Source organism: Kitasatospora purpeofusca (genome assembly GCF_042691725.1).
GTDB classification, from domain to species: domain Bacteria; phylum Actinomycetota; class Actinomycetes; order Streptomycetales; family Streptomycetaceae; genus Kitasatospora; species Kitasatospora purpeofusca_B.
On sequence record NZ_CP170483.1, the window covers coordinates 5,902,006 to 5,918,617 of the forward strand.

General features: G+C 74.1%; 14 protein-coding genes. 9 read left to right on the top strand and 5 right to left on the bottom strand.

From position 1 onward, the window contains the following. Positions 1 to 45 precede the first annotated feature (45 nt). Together ACFCLZ_RS25450 and ACFCLZ_RS25455 are read right to left on the bottom strand one after the other, a co-directional pair. On the bottom strand, positions 46 to 954 hold the full coding sequence (locus ACFCLZ_RS25450) for a glutamate ABC transporter substrate-binding protein (protein WP_380279564.1): 909 nt from the start codon (positions 952 to 954) through the stop codon (positions 46 to 48). Between the two features lie 130 nt (positions 955 to 1,084). Further along, positions 1,085 to 1,858, bottom strand: coding sequence for an amino acid ABC transporter ATP-binding protein (locus tag ACFCLZ_RS25455; RefSeq protein WP_380279566.1), 774 nt, complete (start codon positions 1,856 to 1,858; stop codon positions 1,085 to 1,087). 427 nt (positions 1,859 to 2,285) lie between these two features. Here ACFCLZ_RS25455 and ACFCLZ_RS25460 point away from each other — a divergent pair, with 427 nt between their 5' ends. Together ACFCLZ_RS25460 and ACFCLZ_RS25465 are read left to right on the top strand one after the other, a co-directional pair. After that, a complete protein-coding gene (locus ACFCLZ_RS25460) occupies positions 2,286 to 3,038 on the top strand; it encodes a response regulator transcription factor (protein WP_380279568.1) in 753 nt (250 codons plus the stop codon). Between the two features lie 6 nt (positions 3,039 to 3,044). Beyond that, a complete protein-coding gene (locus ACFCLZ_RS25465) occupies positions 3,045 to 4,517 on the top strand; it encodes a sensor histidine kinase (RefSeq protein ID WP_380279569.1) in 1,473 nt (490 codons plus the stop codon). Here the strand turns inward: ACFCLZ_RS25465 and ACFCLZ_RS25470 are convergent. Further along, the gene (locus ACFCLZ_RS25470) at positions 4,496 to 5,503 is read right to left on the bottom strand and encodes a TAXI family TRAP transporter solute-binding subunit (RefSeq protein WP_380279571.1); all 1,008 of its coding nucleotides are present in this window, start codon (positions 5,501 to 5,503) and stop codon (positions 4,496 to 4,498) included. The genes ACFCLZ_RS25465 and ACFCLZ_RS25470 overlap by 22 nt on opposite strands. Before the next feature lie 73 nt (positions 5,504 to 5,576). Here ACFCLZ_RS25470 and miaB point away from each other — a divergent pair, with 73 nt between their 5' ends. Together miaB and ACFCLZ_RS25480 are read left to right on the top strand one after the other, a co-directional pair. Continuing rightward, complete coding sequence (gene miaB / locus ACFCLZ_RS25475; protein WP_380279573.1) at positions 5,577 to 7,079, top strand: tRNA (N6-isopentenyl adenosine(37)-C2)-methylthiotransferase MiaB; 1,503 nt, start codon at positions 5,577 to 5,579, stop codon at positions 7,077 to 7,079. Positions 7,080 to 7,161: 82 nt separating this feature from the next. Next, the gene (locus ACFCLZ_RS25480; protein WP_380279575.1) at positions 7,162 to 7,860 is read left to right on the top strand and encodes a class III extradiol dioxygenase subunit B-like domain-containing protein; all 699 of its coding nucleotides are present in this window, start codon (positions 7,162 to 7,164) and stop codon (positions 7,858 to 7,860) included. A gap of 13 nt (positions 7,861 to 7,873) precedes the next feature. Here the strand turns inward: ACFCLZ_RS25480 and ACFCLZ_RS25485 are convergent, their stop codons facing one another. Continuing rightward, complete coding sequence (locus ACFCLZ_RS25485; RefSeq protein WP_380279576.1) at positions 7,874 to 8,149, bottom strand: antitoxin; 276 nt, start codon at positions 8,147 to 8,149, stop codon at positions 7,874 to 7,876. Positions 8,150 to 8,285: 136 nt separating this feature from the next. Here ACFCLZ_RS25485 and miaA point away from each other — a divergent pair, with 136 nt between their 5' ends. The 5 genes from miaA to hflX all read left to right on the top strand — a co-directional run bounded on the left by miaA (position 8,286) and on the right by hflX (position 15,219). Continuing rightward, positions 8,286 to 9,245: a tRNA (adenosine(37)-N6)-dimethylallyltransferase MiaA gene (gene miaA / locus ACFCLZ_RS25490; protein ID WP_380279578.1), complete on the top strand. Its 960-nt coding sequence runs from the start codon at positions 8,286 to 8,288 to the stop codon at positions 9,243 to 9,245. A 272-nt stretch (positions 9,246 to 9,517) separates the two neighbouring features. Then, positions 9,518 to 10,021 (top strand): hypothetical protein, encoded by a 504-nt coding sequence (locus tag ACFCLZ_RS25495; RefSeq protein WP_380279580.1) that lies wholly within the window; start codon positions 9,518 to 9,520, stop codon positions 10,019 to 10,021. Positions 10,022 to 10,091: 70 nt separating this feature from the next. Continuing rightward, positions 10,092 to 11,051 carry a diaminopimelate epimerase gene (dapF, locus tag ACFCLZ_RS25500; protein WP_380279581.1) on the top strand — a complete coding sequence of 320 codons (960 nt, stop codon included), beginning with the start codon at positions 10,092 to 10,094 and terminating at the stop codon, positions 11,049 to 11,051. A 204-nt stretch (positions 11,052 to 11,255) separates the two neighbouring features. Beyond that, positions 11,256 to 13,625 (top strand): RelA/SpoT family protein, encoded by a 2,370-nt coding sequence (locus tag ACFCLZ_RS25505; RefSeq protein WP_380279583.1) that lies wholly within the window; start codon positions 11,256 to 11,258, stop codon positions 13,623 to 13,625. Between the two features lie 85 nt (positions 13,626 to 13,710). Then, positions 13,711 to 15,219 carry a GTPase HflX gene (gene hflX, locus ACFCLZ_RS25510; RefSeq protein WP_380279585.1) on the top strand — a complete coding sequence of 503 codons (1,509 nt, stop codon included), beginning with the start codon at positions 13,711 to 13,713 and terminating at the stop codon, positions 15,217 to 15,219. A 70-nt stretch (positions 15,220 to 15,289) separates the two neighbouring features. Here the strand turns inward: hflX and ACFCLZ_RS25515 are convergent, their stop codons facing one another. Then, positions 15,290 to 16,474, bottom strand: coding sequence for a trypsin-like serine peptidase (locus tag ACFCLZ_RS25515; RefSeq protein ID WP_380279587.1), 1,185 nt, complete (start codon positions 16,472 to 16,474; stop codon positions 15,290 to 15,292). Positions 16,475 to 16,612: the final 138 nt, after the last annotated feature.

Sequence of the window (16,612 nt, forward strand, 5' to 3'; positions counted from 1 at the left end):
CAGGGGTTCGTCTCAGGGGGTCGGTCGCCCCGGGGAGCGGGTGGATCAGTAGCGGTCGAGGGCCGGCGGCTGCGGCGCGGTGGAGCCGGAGAGGCCGAGGGTGGCGTCGTAGGCCTTCTTCCAGTCGCCGTTGTCCTGGTGGGCCTTGATCGCGTCGCTGATCGCGTCGCGCAGCGCCTTGTCGTCCTTGTTCAGGCCGACGCCGTAGTTCTCCTTGGTGAAGGGCTGGCCGACCACCTTGAGCTTGGGCGCGTACTTCGAGGCGTAGCCCTTGAGGATGGCGTCGTCGGTGGTGACCGCGTCGACCTCGCCCGACATCAGCTTCTCGACGCAGGCCGAGTAGGTGTCGAACTGGGTGATCTTCGGCGAGTACTTCTCGATGTTCTTGATCGAGGTCGAGCCGGTGGCGGTGCAGACGTTCTTGCCGTTGAGCGAGTCCGGGCCGGTGATCGTGGTGTTGTCGGCCTTGACCAGCAGGTCCTGGCCGGCGATGTAGTACGGGCCGGCGAAGGAGACGGACTTCTTGCGCTCGTCGTTGATGCTGTAGGTGCCGACGTAGAAGTCGATCTGCCCCTTGGAGATGGCCGGCTCGCGCTGCGAGGAGACCAGGGTCTGCCACTTGATCTGCTGCGGGGTGAAGCCGAGGTCGGCGGCGACCATCTTGGCGATCTCGATGTCGAAGCCGCTGCGGTCGCCGGAGGCGAGGTCCTCGAAGCCGAGGAACGGCTGGTCGGCCTTGGCGCCGATGATCAGCTGACCGCGCTGCTTGGCGGCGGCCAGGATCGCCGAGTCCACCTTGACGTCGGTCTTCACGGTGTAGGTGGGCAGGGCCGGCGCGGCGCTGCCGCCGGACGCGGTGGCGGCGGCGCCGGGGGTGCCGTCCTTGCCGCAGGCGGCGGTGGCGGTGAGCGCGACGGCACAGAGCGCGACGGCGAAGGTGCGACGGGTCCTCATGAGGGTCTCCTCGGGCTGGGCCACGGGTCAACCGGGCTCTGGCGAAGGCAGGTCGGAACGGTCGGACGGGGCCGGGCGGGCGGGCGCGCGGCGGCGCCCTCGCCGCCGTCGGCCGGGATCGGCCCGGGGATCAGTGGTGCAGGATCTTGGAGAGGAAGTCCTTGGCGCGCTCGGAGCGCGGCGCGGTGAAGAAGGCCTCCGGGGTGTTCTGCTCGACGATCCGGCCGTCGGCCATGAACAGCACCCGGTTGGCGGCGGAGCGGGCGAAGCCCATCTCGTGGGTGACGACCACCATGGTCATGCCGTCGGCGGCCAACTGGCGCATGACCTCCAGCACTTCGTTGATCATCTCGGGGTCGAGGGCCGAGGTGGGCTCGTCGAAGAGCATCACCTTCGGGTTCATCGCCAGGGCCCGGGCGATCGCGACGCGCTGCTGCTGGCCGCCGGACAGCTGGGCCGGGTACTTCGCGGCCTGGGCGCCGACACCGACCCGGTCCAGCAGCTCGCGGGCGGTCGCCGCGGCCTTGTCCCTGGCGATGCCGCGGACCTTCACCTGGCCGAGGACCACGTTCTCCAGCACGGTCTTGTGGGCGAACAGGTTGAAGCTCTGGAAGACCATGCCGACCTCGGCCCGCAGCCGGGCCAGCTCCCGGCCCTCGGCGGGCAGCGGGCGGCCGTCGACGGTGATCGTCCCGGAGTCGATGGTCTCCAGCCGGTTGATCGTCCGGCACAGCGTGGACTTGCCCGAGCCGGACGGGCCGATCAGGACGACCACCTCGCCCTGCTGGATCTCCAGGTCGATGTCCTGGAGCACGTGCAGCGCACCGAAGTGCTTGTTCACGTTGCGCAGGACCACCAGTGGGGCGGCGTCGGCACGGGAGTCCTTGTCGAGGCTCGTGGTCATCGCGCCGGCTCCCTCGGGTCGGCCGCCGGGGGGTGAACTCCCTTGGGCGGCAATGGTGGTAGAAATCCGAGGACCGCAACCGGCGGAGTCGCGGCCCTCGGTGGGGTGACCATAGGAGCCCTGACGACGCCACGTCAGCCGATCTGAGCGGAACTTGAGGATCACGATCCGGCCACACGGTCGGCGGGTGCTGTTCACCGGGGGCCGATCCGGGCACAGTGGCAGCGTCCGAGGCCGCGCCGGGCGTGATCGCGGAGCCCCGGCGGGGCCGGGAGCCCCCACCGCCGCCGCCGGCGGAGCCTGGCGTCCGGGCCGTCCCTGGCCCATACTGCGCAGAACCGGGACCTACCCGGCAGGGGGAGCGGCCACGACGCGCGACGGCCGCAGGAGAGACCCCCGGAGAACCGTCCGGGAGAGGAGGAGACACATGCGACTGCTGCTCGTCGAGGACGACGAACGTGTGGCCGCCGCGCTGGTCGCGGTCCTGGGCCGGCACGGTTTCCAGGTCCGGCACGCCCGCAGCGGCCACGAGGCGCTGGACGCGCTGGTGCCGGACGGCAACGAGCCCTACCGGGTGGTCCTGCTCGACCTCGGCCTGCCCGACCGGGACGGCTTCGAGGTCTGCAGCCGGATCCGGGCCGGCAGCGGCGTCCCGGTGATCATGGTGACCGCGCGCGCCGACATACGCTCCCGGATCCACGGCCTCAACCTCGGCGCCGACGACTACGTGACCAAGCCCTACGACATGGGCGAGCTGCTCGCCCGGATCCACGCCGTGGCCCGTCGCGGCGCCGCCCCCGCCGCCGTCGGCGTGCCCGCCCCGGACGCCGTCCCGCAGCAGCGCGGCCCGTTGGAGTCCCGCGGCATCGTGATCGACCGCGAGCGCCGCCGGGTCAGCGTCGACGGCCGGGACGTCCCGCTCACCCGCAAGGAGTTCGACCTGCTGGCGCTGCTCGCCCAGAGCCCCGGCGTGGTCTACCGCCGCGAGCAGATCTTCAGCGAGGTCTGGCGCAGCGGCTGGGAGGGCAACGGCCGCACGCTGGAGGTGCACATCGGCTCGCTGCGCACCAAGCTCGCCCTGCCCGGCCTGGTCGAGGCCGTCCGGGGCGTCGGCTACCGCCTGATACCCGAGTGCCCGGCCGCCGCCGACACCGTGCCCCCGGCCCGCTCGGAGCACTGACCGCACGTGCGCACCCGCCTGCTCGGCATCCTGCTCGCGCTGATGCTCTGCGTGCTCGCCGCGCTCGGACTGCCGCTCGCGGCGGCGTTCGCGGCCGCCGAGCAGAGCCGGGTGGTCGTCGACCGGCTCGACGACGCGGCCCGGTTCGCCCAGGACCTGCCGACCTCCGGCGTCTCCGGCCTGGAGTCGGCGCTCAAGGGCGAGCCGCAGCCCGCCCCCGGCGACCGCAGCCGCCGGCACGCGCTGGACGCCGAGGTGGCGCGCTACCACGAGCTGTACGGGGTGCGGATCGGCATCTTCCAGCGCGACGGCATGCCGCTCGCGGTGGCGCCGGCCGACTGGCGGGTGCCCTCCGGGGGCTGGGCCGACCAGGCCTTCCAGGAGGCGCTGGACGGCCGGCGCAGCCACAACCCGCCGCAGGTGTGGCCGTGGACCCCGGACCGCACGCTCACCGTCGCCACCCCGGTGGTCCGCGACGGCGACGTGGTCGCCGTGGTGCTCAGCGAGTCCCCGACCGGTGCGCTGCGCACCCGGGTGGTGCGCAAGTGGCTGGTGATCGGGGCCGGCGAGGCCGCCGCGATGATCGTCGCGGTGCTGCTCGCCGCCCGGCTCACCGAATGGGTGCTGCGCCCGGTCCGCACCCTGGACCGGGCCACCCACGACATCGCCACCGGCCGGATGAACGCCCGGGTGGCGCCCGGCGGCGGGCCGCCCGAGCTGCAGCGGCTCGCCCGCTCGTTCAACGAGATGGCCGACCACGTGGTGCTCGCCCTGGACCAGCAGAAGGCCTTCGTCGCCGACGCCTCGCACCAGCTGCGCAACCCGCTGGCGGCGCTGCTGCTGCGGGTCGAGCTGCTGGGCCTGGAGCTGCCGGAGGGGCACGAGGAGGAGCTCGGCGGGGTCCGCGAGGAGGGCGTCCGGCTGGCCCGGGTGCTGGACGACCTGCTGGGGCTGGCCACCGCCGAGCACGCCCGACCCGAACCGGAGCCCACCGACCTGGCCGTGCTCGCCCTGGAGCGGGTGGACGCCTGGCGGCCGCTGGCCGGGCAGCGGGGGATCGAGCTGGCCTGGGAGGGCCCGGCGCTGGCGCTCGGCCTGGCCGACCCGATCGGCTTCGGCAGCGCGCTGGACGCGGTGCTCGACAACGCGCTGAAGTTCGGCCCGCAGGGGAGCCGGGTGCGGGTGCTGGTCGCCGTCCGGCGCGAGGAGGTCGCGGTGACCGTCTCCGACCAGGGCCCCGGCCTCACCGAGGAGGAGCTGGCCCGGGCCGGCGACCGCTTCTGGCGCAGCCAGCGCCACCAGAACGTGGACGGCTCGGGCCTCGGCCTGTCGATCGCCCGCACCCTGCTCGGGGCGGCCGGCGGCTCGCTCACCTTCGGCACCGCGACCCCGTGCGGCCTGGCCGTCACCCTCGCGGTGCCCCGGGCCGGCCGCAAGAAGGCCTGGTCAAGGCCTGGTCAGGGCTTCACCGAGCGGTAGTAGCGGGCGGCGCCCTCGTGCAGCGGGAGCGGGTCGGTGTAGACGGCGGTGCGCAGGTCGACCAGCTGGGCGGCGTGCACCTGGGCGCCGATCTGGTCGCGGCTGTCGATCACCGCCCGGGTCATGCCCTGGACCAGGTCGGCGTTCACATCGGCCCGGGTGATCAGCAGGTTGGGCACGGCGACGGTGGCGACCGTGTCCTGGGGCTCGGCGTTCGGATAGGTGCCCTTCGGCATGGTGGCCGCCCGGTAGGCGTCCGTCCCGCCGCCCTCGGCCAGGTGGATCGCCTCGGCGAGGTCGCCCAGCGGCACGATCCGGATCCGGACGTGCTCGGACAGCTCGGTGAGCGCGTTGGTCGGCAGGCCGCCGGACCAGAAGAACGCGTCCAGCCGGCCGGCCCGCAGCTCGTTCGCCGCGTCGCCGATGCCCAGGAAGGCCGGTTCGATGTCGCGGTCCGGATCCAGCCCGGCCGCCGCCAGCAGCCTGCGGGTCACCAGGTTCACGCCGGAGAGCGACTGGCCGACGCCGACCCGCAGGCCCTTGAGGTCGGCGGCGCGGTGGACCGGGGAGCCGGCCGGCACGACCAGCTGCAGGTAGTCGTCGTAGAGCCGGGCGATGGCCCGCAGCTTCTCCCGGCCGGGGCCGGTGTACTGGGCCACGGAGTCGGCGGTGGCGATCGCGAAGTCGTCCCGGCCCGAGGTGACCCGGGCCAGGTTGTCGATCGAGCCCTCGGAGTTGTCCAGCTCCAGCCGCACCCCCGGCATCGCCTTGGCGAGGTGGGCGTCCAGCAGCTGTCCGTAGCGGTCGTACACCCCCTGCCTGACGCCGGTGGCCAGCCTGGTCTCGCCGCGCGGGTGGCCGGTCGGCCCGCTCGCCGACAGCCACCAGCCGCCCAGGCCGGTGACCACCAGCACCAGCGCCAGCACGATCCGCCACAGCGGCCGGCGGGCCGCGGCGCGGAGGCGGGAGGGGGCGCTGGGGGTCATGCAAGGGATAGTGCCAGGCGCGTGCGGAGAACGGGAGGGAAAACCTCTTCCGGGGTGCCCGTACCCTGGTTGAGTGAGCGGTGACATCGGATCGAAGAGCTACAAGGTCGTCACGTACGGCTGCCAGATGAACGTCCACGACTCCGAGCGGCTCTCCGGGCTGCTGGAGGACGCGGGGTACGTCAAGGCGGGGCAGGACGGCGACCCCGACCTGGTGGTGTTCAACACCTGCGCGGTGCGGGAGAACGCCGACAACAAGCTGTACGGGAACCTCGGGCAGCTGGCCCCGGTCAAGACCCGCCACCGGGGCATGCAGATCGCCGTCGGCGGCTGCCTGGCCCAGAAGGACCGCGACACCATCGTCCGCAAGGCCCCCTGGGTCGACGTGGTCTTCGGCACCCACAACATCGGCCACCTGCCGGCCCTGCTGGAGCGCGCCGCGGTCGAGCGGAAGGCCCAGGTCGAGATCCTGGAGTCGCTGGAGACCTTCCCCTCCACGCTGCCCACCCGCCGGGAGTCCGCCTACGCCGCGTGGGTCGCGATCTCGGTCGGCTGCAACAACACCTGCACCTTCTGCATCGTCCCCGCGCTGCGCGGCAAGGAGGAGGACCGCCGTCCGGGCGACGTCCTCGCCGAGATCGAGGCGCTGGTCGACGAGGGCGTCATCGAGGTCACCCTGCTCGGCCAGAACGTCAACGCCTACGGCTCCGACCTGGGCGACCGCGAGGCCTTCTCCAAGCTGCTGCGCGCCGCCGGGCAGATCGAGGGCCTGGAGCGGATCCGCTTCACCTCGCCGCACCCGCGCGACTTCACCGACGACGTGATCGCCGCGATGGCCGAGACCCCGAGCGTGATGCACCAGCTGCACATGCCGCTGCAGTCCGGCTCCGACCGCGTCCTCAAGGCGATGCGCCGCTCCTATCGGCAGGAGCGCTTCCTCGGCATCATCCGCAAGGTGCGCGAGGCGATGCCGGACGCGGCCATCTCCACCGACATCATCGTCGGCTTCCCCGGCGAGACCGAGGAGGACTTCGAGGAGACCATGAAGGTCGTCCGCGAGGCCCGCTTCACCAACGCCTTCACCTTCCAGTACTCCAAGCGCCCGGGCACCCCCGCCGCCGAGATGGACGGCCAGATCCCGAAGGCGGTCGTCCAGGCCCGCTACGACCGGCTGATCGCCCTCCAGGAGGAGATCTCCTGGGAGGAGAACAAGAAGCAGGTCGGCCGCACCCTGGAGATCCTGGTCGCCGAGGGCGAGGGCAAGAAGGACGACCGCACCGACCGGCTCTCCGGCCGGGCGCCGGACAACCGGCTGGTGCACTTCACCCGGCCCGCCGAGCCGGTCCGGCCGGGCGACACGGTCACGGTGGAGATCACCTACGCCGCCCCGCACCACCTGCTGGCCGAGGGTGCGGCGCTCGCGGTGCGCCGCACCCGGGCGGGTGACGCCTGGGAGAAGCGCCAGGCCGGGCCCGCCGCCAAGCCGGCCGGCGTGATGCTGGGCCTGCCGTCCATCGGTGCCCCGGCGGCGCTGCCGCCGGCCGTCCCGGCCGGCGGCGCCTGCTGCGGGGACTGACCACCCCGTCGCCGCGTGAACGGCCCGGTGGGACCGTCCGGTCCCGCCGGGCCGTTCCGCGTTCTTCGTTAGAGTGATCCACATGCTGGTTGCCGCCGCCGTCTGCCCCTGTCCGCCGCTGCTCGTCCCGGAGGTCGCCGCCGGGGCGGCGGCCGAGCTGGAGCCGCTGCGCGCGGCCTGCGACGAGGCGCTCGGGGTGGTGCTCGCGGCCGCTCCGGAACTGCTCGTGGTGGTCGGCGCCGGGCCGCAGGCCGAGGTGTGGACCGAGGGCGGGGCCGGGTCGTTCCACCGCTACGGCGTGCCGCTGGTCGCCCCGCTGCCGGGCGGCCGGGCCGAGGGGCCGGAGCTGGCGCCCTCGCTGACCGTCGGCGCCTGGCTGCTCGGACGGGCCGGGGTCACGCTGCCGACGCACGCCTGCGCGGTGCCGGCCGACGCGCCCGCCGACCGGATGCTCGGGCTGGGCCAGGGGCTGGCCCAGCTGGCCGACCGGGTCGGACTGCTGGTGATGGGGGACGGCAGCGCCTGCCGGTCGCTGAAGGCGCCCGGCTACCTGGACGAGCGCGCCGAGGGCTTCGACGAGGCGCTCGCGCGGGCGCTGGGCTCGGCGGACACCGCGGCGCTGGCCGCGCTGGACGCGGGACTGGCCGCCGAGCTGAAGGCCGAGGGCCGGGCGCCCTGGCAGGTGCTGGCCGGCGCCGCCGAGGGCGCCGGCCTCACCGCGCGGCTGGGCTACCAGGACGCGCCGTACGGCGTGGGGTACCTGGTCGCCTCCTGGAGCTGAGCCGCCGGGCCGGTCAGGCGGGCGGGGTGCTGCCCGGCCCGGTGCCGGGAGCGGCGTCGGGGCCGGTGCCGGGGTCCTCGGGCTTGTGCGCGAAGTCGTCCACGGCGCCCTTGGCCTTGCTGGTGCCGTGCTCGATCTTCTCGGTGTACTTGCCCTTGGTGGCCTTGTCGATCGCGCCGCCGGCCTTCTCCACCGCGCTCCCGATCTGATCGCTGTGCTTGCCGGCGAACTCGCTGGCCTTGTCCTTGAGCTCCTCGGCCTTGCCCTTGAGGTTGTCCATCAGACCCATGACGCCTCACCGTTCCTCTCTGTCTCTCTCACAACGTCCGTCAGGGCGGAACCGTTCGCAACGGGACGGACCCGTGGAAACCGGGTGCAACCGGCCGGGCCGCCGGCGGGCCGGCGTTCCCTGGCAGACTTGACCGGTGAGCAGCTCCACCACCGCCCAGTCCGTCCGCCCCCGCGTCGTGTCGGTCGTCGGCGCGACCGCCGCCGGAAAGTCCGACCTGGCCGTCGCCCTGGCCCGCGCCCTCGACGGCGAGGTGATCAACACCGACTCGATGCAGCTCTACCGCGGCATGGACATCGGCACGGCCAAGCTCACCGAGGAGGAGCGCGGCGGCATCCCGCACCACCTGCTGGACATCTGGGACGTCACCGAGGCCGCCAGCGTGGCCGAGTACCAGCGGCTGGCCCGGGCCGGGATCGACCGCCTGCTCGCGGCCGGCCGCACCCCCGTCCTGGTCGGCGGCTCCGGGCTGTACGTCCGGGCGGCGATCGACGAGATGGAGTTCCCGGGCACCGACCCGGCGGTCCGGGCCCGGCTGGAGGAGGAGCTCGAGCAGGCCGGCCCGTACGCGCTGCACCGGCGGCTGGCGGAGCTGGACCCGGCGGCGGCCGAGGCGATCCTGACGAGCAACGGCCGGCGGATCGTCCGGGCGCTGGAGGTCATCGAGATCACCGGGCAGCCGTTCACCGCCAACCTGCCGAGCAACACCGCCGTGTACGACGCGGTGCAGATCGGCGTCGCGGTGCCGCGTCCCGAGCTGGACGAGCGGATCACCCTGCGGGTGGACCGGATGTGGCGGGACGGGCTGCTCGACGAGGTCCGGGAGCTGGAGAAGGTCGGGCTGCGCGAGGGGCGGACGGCCTCCCGGGCGCTCGGCTACCAGCAGGTGCTCGACCACTTCGCCGGTCTGTGCACGCAGGACGAGGCGCGCGCCGAGACGGTCCGGGCCACCAAGCGGTTCGCCCGCCGGCAGGAGTCCTGGTTCCGCCGGGACGACCGGATCCACTGGCTCGCGCGGCCGGCCGGCACCGACCCGGTGGAGCTGCTGGACCGCTCGCTGGAGCTGATCGACCGTCAGGAATCCGCCGTCCGGTAGGCGCTTTCCGGCCATCGGGCGGTGCAGTTGCGCGCGCAGACGGCCGTGCAGGACGGCATGGCGGTCACGGCCGGATCACGTGATGGCCACGGATCACCCGTCGGCCCCGGTCAGGCCCGGAACGCCACTCTGGACATGCCATCATCGGTGTCATAAGGGTCGGCCCGGGCGGGCCGACCGTGCCCGGCCGCGAGTCGCACTCGTGTCGAACTGTCAGGGGAGGCCGCGTGTCCACGGGTACCGGCCCCGATACCGGCCGGAGCGCCAGGTCCGTGAACGGGGCGCCCGGCGACGGTGGCGGCGCCACGGCGCGGGCCGGCGGACTCGACGCCTCGACGCTGCCCGACCTGCCGGTGCTGCCCGGTCTCGACGCGCCCACCTCCTACGCGGTCGCGCTGCCGGTCCTGGACACCAATGCCCCCTCCGGCGCGGTGCACGAGCGGGAGATCCGGCCGCGCCGCCGGCTCCGCTGGTGGCAGACCCTGCCGATCGCCCTGGTGGCCACCGCCGGCTCGCTGATGTTCGCCTTCCCGCTGGCCTTCGGCTCGGCCGGGGCGGGCTCGGCGATGATCGGCATGCTCGGCCTGCTGCTCACCGCGGCCTCGCTCGGCTGGGGCGCGATGGCGGCCCGGCACGCGGGGTACAAGTGGCCCGGCCTGCCGCGCCGCGGCACCGGCGAGCGGGCCGGGTGGAAGGCGATCGTGATCTACACGCTGATCGTGCTGGCCGCCTGCGCGCTGGCCCTGTACCGGGTCGTCCGGCTGTCCGGACGGTAGCCCGCCTCCGGGCCCTCCCGGCGCGGCCGGCCGGCCGCTGCTCCGGCTCCTGGTCCGGCCCGTCCGCGGGATGGAACCGGAGGGCGGGGGTCCGGTGCTCCTCGGTACCATCGGGAGGGTGACCGCATCCTCCGCGCAGCCCGCCGGCCTCCCCTTCCTCAAGGGGCACGGCACCCAGAACGACTTCGTCATCCTCCCCGACCCGGACGGCCGGCTGGCCATCGGCCCCGAGGCGGTGGCGGCGCTGTGCGACCGCCGGTCGGGCATCGGCGGCGACGGGCTGCTGCGCGTGGTGCGCTCCGCCGCCGACCCGGTGGCGGCCGACCAGGCCGACCGCGCCGAGTGGTTCATGGACTACCGCAACTCCGACGGCTCGATCGGCGAGATGTGCGGCAACGGCATCCGGGTCTTCGCCCGCTACCTGGTCGGGGCCGGGCTGGCGAAGCCGGGCGAGCTGCCGGTGGCCACCCGGGCCGGCCTGCGGACCGTGCGGGTCGCCGAGGACGCCGAGGACGGCACGCCCGGCGAGATCACCGTCGACATGGGGCGCGCCCTGCTGCCCGGTCCGGACGGGATCGAGGTGGCGGTCGGCGGGCGCAGCTGGCCGGCCCTGAACGTCAACATGGGCAATCCGCACGCGGTCGCGTTCGTCGAGAGCCTGGAGCACGCCGGCGAGCTGCGCACCGCGCCGCCGGTGAGCCCCGAGGGCGTCTACCCGCAGGGCGTCAACGTCGAGTTCGTGGTGGACCGCGGACCGCGGCACGTCGCGATGCGGGTGCACGAGCGCGGCTCCGGCGAGACCCGCTCCTGCGGCACCGGCGCGTGCGCCGTCGCGGTGGCCGCCGCCCGGCGGGACGGCGCGGACCCCGCGGTCACCGGCGAGGCCGTGACCTACGCGGTGGACGTGCTGGGCGGCCGGCTGACGATCACCGAGTACCCGGACGGCCGGGTGGAGAAGACCGGCCCGGCGGTCATCGTCGCCCGCGGCGAGCTGGACCCGGCCTGGTCGGCGCTGGTCCGGGGGGCCTGATCCGCCGTCACCCGGCGGTGTCCGCCCAGATGTGCGGGCCCGGTCGCGGCCGACCCGCGTTTCCCCCGTTCCTCCGGGATCGAATCCCCCCGTTCGGGTGATACCTATGACGGACGGGAAGCGGGGCCCCGCGGAACGTGCTCTGCTCGGTAGCATGGACCACCGGGTCGGCCCACGCCCCCGGTACCGCTGCCGGAGGTGCCGATGACCATCGAAGCCGGGCAGCCCCTGGCGGGGCAGCCGACGTCCGCACGGCAAGCCGGGCCCAGGCGCCCGCTCGGCGGGTTGGGCCGGGCCGCGCTCGGCCGCGCCGGGCGCGCCGCGCTGCTGGCCACCGGCCGCCCGCCGGTGCCGGACGCCCTCGAACCGCTGGTCCAGGCCCACCGCAGACACCACCCGCAGGCCGACCTCGGCCTGCTCGGGCGCGCGTACCGGCTGGCCGAGGAGAGCCACCGTGGCCAGAAGCGCAAGAGCGGCGAGCCGTACATCACCCACCCGCTGGCCGTCACCGTGATCCTGGCCCAACTCGGCGCCGGGACGACCACCTTGGTCGCCTCGCTGCTCCACGACACGGTCGAGGACACCGAGTTGACGCTGGACCAGGTGGCCGAGGGGTTCGGACCCGAAGTCGCCTATCTGGTCGACGGGGTGACGAAGCTGGAGAAGGTCGACTTCGGTGCGGCGGCCGAGGCGGAGACCTTCCGCAAGATGCTGGTCGCCACCGGGGACGACGTCCGGGTGATGGTCATCAAGCTCGCCGACCGGCTGCACAACATGCGCACCATCCGGCACATGAAGCCGGCCAGCCAGGTGCGGATCGCCAAGGTCACCCGGGACGTGCTGATCCCGCTGGCCGAACGGCTCGGCATCCAGGTGCTCAAGGCGGAGCTGGAGGACATCGTCTTCGCCACCCTGCACCCCGAGGAGCACACCCGCACCCGCGCCCTGCTCGGCCGGCACGAGACCGGGCCGGACACCCTGCTGGCGCCGTTCGCCCGGAGCCTGGCCCGCCAGCTCGCCGAGGCGGGGATCGCGGCCGAGGTCACCGTCCGCCCCCGGCACTGCGTCTCGCTGCACCGGGTGCTGCTCAAGCGGGCCGCCGCCCCCGGGCCGGACGGCAAGCCGCAGGGGCCGCAGCCGGCCGACTTCGGACGGCTGCTGGTGGTGGTCGAGGAGAACGCCGACTGCTACGCGGTGCTCGGCGAGCTGCACACCTGCTGGACCCCGCTGCCGGGGGAGTTCAAGGACTTCGTGGCCGCTCCGAAGTTCAACCTCTACCAGTCGCTGCACACCGCGGTGGCGCTGGCCGGCGGCGCGGTGGTCGAGGTGCTGGTGCGCACCCGCCGGATGCACGAGGTCGCCGAGACGGGGGTGGTCGCGCTCGGCGACCCGCGCCAGCCCGGGACCGGCGGCGACCAGGGCCGGGACGAGCTGGACCGCACCGACCCGGCCCGGCCCGGCTGGCTCTCCCGTCTGCTGGAGTGGCAGCAGGAGACCCCGGACCCGGACGCCTTCTGGTCCGCGCTCACCGCCGACCTGGCCGGGGACCGCGAGATCACCGTGGTCACCGAGCGTGGCGAAACGCTTCAGCTCCGGGCCGGCGCCACCTGTGTGGACGCCGCCTACCTGCTTGGCGAGGAGACCGGCCACCGCTGCATCGGGGCCCGGGTGAACGGTCGGCTGGCCGTGCTCTCCACCGTGCTCCACGACGGCGACCGGGTGGCCATCCTCACCGAGGAGGCCGCAGGACCGGCGCCCGAGTGGCTCGCGTACGCCCGCACCCCGGGCGCCCGGCTGGCCATCGAGCGCTGGCTGGCCGACCACGCGCCGCGCCGCCCGGTGGTGCGCACCGGCCCGTCCGCCGGGCAGCCCGCGCCGCCGGACCGCCCGGTCGCGGCCGGCCGGCCCGCCGCCCCGGTCACCGTGGAGGGCCGCCCCGGGGCGCCCGTCCGGCTGGCCCGCTGCTGCACCCCGGTTCCGCCGGACGAGATCGCCGGCTACCCGATCCGCGGCGGCGCGGTCGCCGTGCACCGGGCCGGCTGTCCGGCGGGGGAGCGGATGCGGGCCGACGGGCGCGCCGCCCTGGAGGTCCGCTGGCGCCCCGGCGGCGCCCCGGCGGCCGGCTACCGGGCCACCCTGCGGGCCGAGGCGCTGAACCGGCCCCGGCTGCTGGCCGACCTCACGGCGGCGATCTCGGCGGAGGGCGTCGGGATCGTCTCGGCCGAGGTGGAGCCGCCCCAGGAGCTGCGGGTGCGGCACACCTACACCGTCGAGCTGCCGGACCCGGCCGTGCTGGCCGCCGTGCTGCGGGCCATGCTGCGGGTGTCCGGGGTGTACGACGTGGAGCGCCCGCACGCCCCGGCGGGCGCCGGCCCGGGCCGCGCCCCGGCGGGCCGAGCGGCGCAGGACCCGGCGGCCGCACCCGCGCCGCCGGAGGAAAAGCGGATGACCCGCACGCCCCGGCGTGCGACCATCATGGGGAATTCACGGCCGGACCGCGGCGTTGCCCGGGCGGAGGAGTCTCAGCCCGACCCGCGGCCCCGAGGGGTAGCTCACACCTCGCCCGAGTGGTAGACGGGGCGGCAGCTGGGCAGACTCCGGGTACGACCGTCCGTACGGTCGTGCGCAGGCCACCCGTTTCCAGCAGCCAAAGGACAGAATGACCTCCACGTCCGACACCCGCGACCACGCCGACGCCCAGCGCCGCTTCGACGGTCTGCGGGCGGAAGCCCTCATGGACGAGGACCTCGCGGCCATCGACGAGGACCTCGGCCACCACTACGACGGCGACCAGTACGACCGCAGCGAGCGCGCCGCGCTCCGTCGTGTCGCCGGCCTCTCCACCGAACTCCAGGACGTCACCGAGGTCGAGTACCGCCAGCTCCGACTGGAGCGCGTGGTGCTCGTCGGCGTCTGGACCGACGGCACGCTGGAGGAGGCGGAGAACTCGATGGCCGAGCTCGCCGCACTGGCCGAGACGGCCGGCTCCGAGGTGCTGGACGGTGTCATCCAGCGCCGCGACAAGCCCGACGCGGCCACCTACATCGGCTCCGGCAAGGCGCAGGAGCTGCGCGACATCGTCGCCTCCACCGGTGCCGACACCGTGGTCTGCGACGGTGAGCTCACCCCGGGCCAGCTGATCCACCTCGAGGACGTGGTCAAGGTCAAGGTCGTCGACCGGACGGCCCTGATCCTGGACATCTTCGCCCAGCACGCCAAGTCCCGCGAGGGCAAGGCGCAGGTCTCGCTCGCCCAGATGCAGTACATGCTGCCGCGGCTGCGCGGCTGGGGCCAGTCGCTCTCCCGGCAGATGGGTGGTGGCGGCTCCGGCTCGTCCGGCGGCGGCATGGCCACCCGCGGTCCCGGTGAGACCAAGATCGAGACCGACCGGCGCCGGATCCGCGAGAAGATGGCGAAGCTCCGCAGGGAGATCGCCGACATGAAGAAGGGCCGCGACACCAAGCGCCAGGAGCGCAGGCGCCACCAGGTGCCGTCGGTGGCCATCGCCGGGTACACCAACGCCGGCAAGTCCTCCCTGCTCAACCGGCTCACCGGCGCGGGCGTGCTGGTGGAGAACGCGCTGTTCGCCACCCTCGACCCGACCGTGCGCCGGGCGCAGACCCCGAGCGGCCGGGTCTACACCCTGGCCGACACCGTCGGCTTCGTCCGGCACCTGCCGCACCACCTGGTGGAGGCGTTCCGCTCCACCATGGAGGAGGTCGGCGACGCGGACCTCATCCTGCACGTGGTGGACGGCTCGCACCCCGAGCCGGAGACGCAGCTGGCCGCCGTCCGCGAGGTCGTCGTCTCGGTCGACGCGCAGAACGTGCCGGAGATCGTGGTGATCAACAAGGCCGACGCCGCCGATCCGCACGTGCTGCAGCGCCTGCTGCGCCGCGAGCCGCACGCGATCGTGGTGTCGGCCCGCACCGGCGAGGGCATGGACGAGCTGCTCAAGCTCATCGACGACGAGCTGCCGCGCCCGGCCGTCGAGGTACACGCGCTCGTCCCGTACACCCAGGGCGCGCTGGTGTCCCGGGTGCACGCCGAGGGCGAGCTGCTCGGCGCCGAGCACACCGGCGAGGGCACCCTGCTGCATGCCAAGGTGCCGGCCGAGCTGGCCGCCGAGCTGGAGCACTTCGCGGTGGCGCTGACGCCGCAGGGCTGAGCCGCGCCGTGCGAACGGGCCCCGGTTCCCTCCCGCGAGGGGGAACCGGGGCCCGTCCCGTGTCCGGCGGCTACTTCTTCTTCGCGATCCAGTCCAGCGCCTGCTTGGCGACCGTCTCCAGGTACGGCCCGCTCAGCGAGGTGTGCTCCTGGGTGCCGATCGAGGTGTTGGAGACCAGCGCGAGCTTCCCGTCCGGCATCGGCGCGAACCAGCCGCCGCCGCTGGAGCCCTGGGTCATGTTGCAGCCGATGGTGAGCATCGAGGGGCGCTTCGGGTCGAAGGAGAGCCGGGTCGGCTTCCCGCCCTCGCACTTGTAGAGCTCCTGGCCGTCGAACGGCTTGTAGAGCGGGTAGCCGATCGCGGTGACGGCGATCTTGTCGCGCGGCGCGTCGAACCAGACCGGGACGGCCCCGCCGACCGTCTCCTCCAGCGACTTGCCGCTGTCGCTCTGGTTGCTCACCCGCATGATCGCGAAGTCGTACTGGTTCGCCGCGTCACCGGTGCCGCCGCCCTCGACCAGCCACTGCGGCGAGGTCACGACGTCCTTGGCCCACCAGGTGCCGAGCGGCGCCAGCTCGGCCAGCGGGGCCTTCTTGCCGCCGCTGGAGGCGCCCGAGTTGTTGTAGGCCGGGACGAAGACCAGGTCCTTGAAGTAGCTGCCGCCCTTGCCCGGGTGGACGCAGTGGCCGGCCGTCCAGACCAGGTTGCTCTTCCCCGGGTGCGCCGGGTCCTGGATCACGGTGGCCGAGCAGTTGCCGCGGCCGCCCTCGGCCGAGAAGAAGACCTTCCCGGAGGGCTGCTTGGTGTACGGGCGCGGCACCGGCACGGCCTTGACCGTCGGCGGCTCGGGGTCGGTGACCCCGGTGTCGTCGGCGGGCTTGGCGGTGGGCGGCGCCGGGTCGGCGGGCTTGGAGTCGCCCATCTTGTCCGGGTTCCAGAAGTCCTTGACGATCGGGTTGTTGAAGACGTGCTTGGACGCCCAGTTGTCCCAGTCCTCGAACTTCCACTTCGTCAGGTCGTCCCAGCTCTTCGGCAGGCCCTCCAACAGGCCGGTCGGCAGGCCCGAGGGCAGGGTGATGCCGCCGATCACGCCACTGCCGCCCCCCGCGGCGGTGGCGGAGGCGGTGGCGCCGCCGGAGGGCGGTGGCGCGGCGGTGCCGCCGCCCGAAGGCCCGTCCGGGCCGCAGGCGGTGACGGCGAACAGGGTCCCCGCGGCGAGGACCGCCGCCGCGGCTGACCGGTGGATCGCTGGCATGGTGCTGTCCCCCTGGTAGTTCGGTGTGGGCGGCGGACCGCCGTGCTGGAGTCTGCCACTGGTCATCTGGACGGCCCCGGGCGGCCCCGGGTTCCGGTCCCGGGCGAGGGTCACCGATCCGTGACGCGGGGACGGGCG

Coding starts and splice junctions, on each gene's coding strand:
- ACFCLZ_RS25450 (WP_380279564.1), bottom strand. CDS start 954: ATGAGGACCCGTCGCACCTTCGCCGTCGCGCTCTGTGCCGTCGCGCTC.
- ACFCLZ_RS25455 (WP_380279566.1), bottom strand. CDS start 1,858: ATGACCACGAGCCTCGACAAGGACTCCCGTGCCGACGCCGCCCCACTG.
- ACFCLZ_RS25460 (WP_380279568.1), top strand. CDS start 2,286: ATGCGACTGCTGCTCGTCGAGGACGACGAACGTGTGGCCGCCGCGCTG.
- ACFCLZ_RS25470 (WP_380279571.1), bottom strand. CDS start 5,503: ATGACCCCCAGCGCCCCCTCCCGCCTCCGCGCCGCGGCCCGCCGGCCG.
- ACFCLZ_RS25480 (WP_380279575.1), top strand. CDS start 7,162: ATGCTGGTTGCCGCCGCCGTCTGCCCCTGTCCGCCGCTGCTCGTCCCG.
- ACFCLZ_RS25485 (WP_380279576.1), bottom strand. CDS start 8,149: ATGGGTCTGATGGACAACCTCAAGGGCAAGGCCGAGGAGCTCAAGGAC.
- dapF (WP_380279581.1), top strand. CDS start 10,092: ATGGAACCGGAGGGCGGGGGTCCGGTGCTCCTCGGTACCATCGGGAGG.
- ACFCLZ_RS25505 (WP_380279583.1), top strand. CDS start 11,256: ATGACCATCGAAGCCGGGCAGCCCCTGGCGGGGCAGCCGACGTCCGCA.
- hflX (WP_380279585.1), top strand. CDS start 13,711: ATGACCTCCACGTCCGACACCCGCGACCACGCCGACGCCCAGCGCCGC.
- ACFCLZ_RS25515 (WP_380279587.1), bottom strand. CDS start 16,474: ATGCCAGCGATCCACCGGTCAGCCGCGGCGGCGGTCCTCGCCGCGGGG.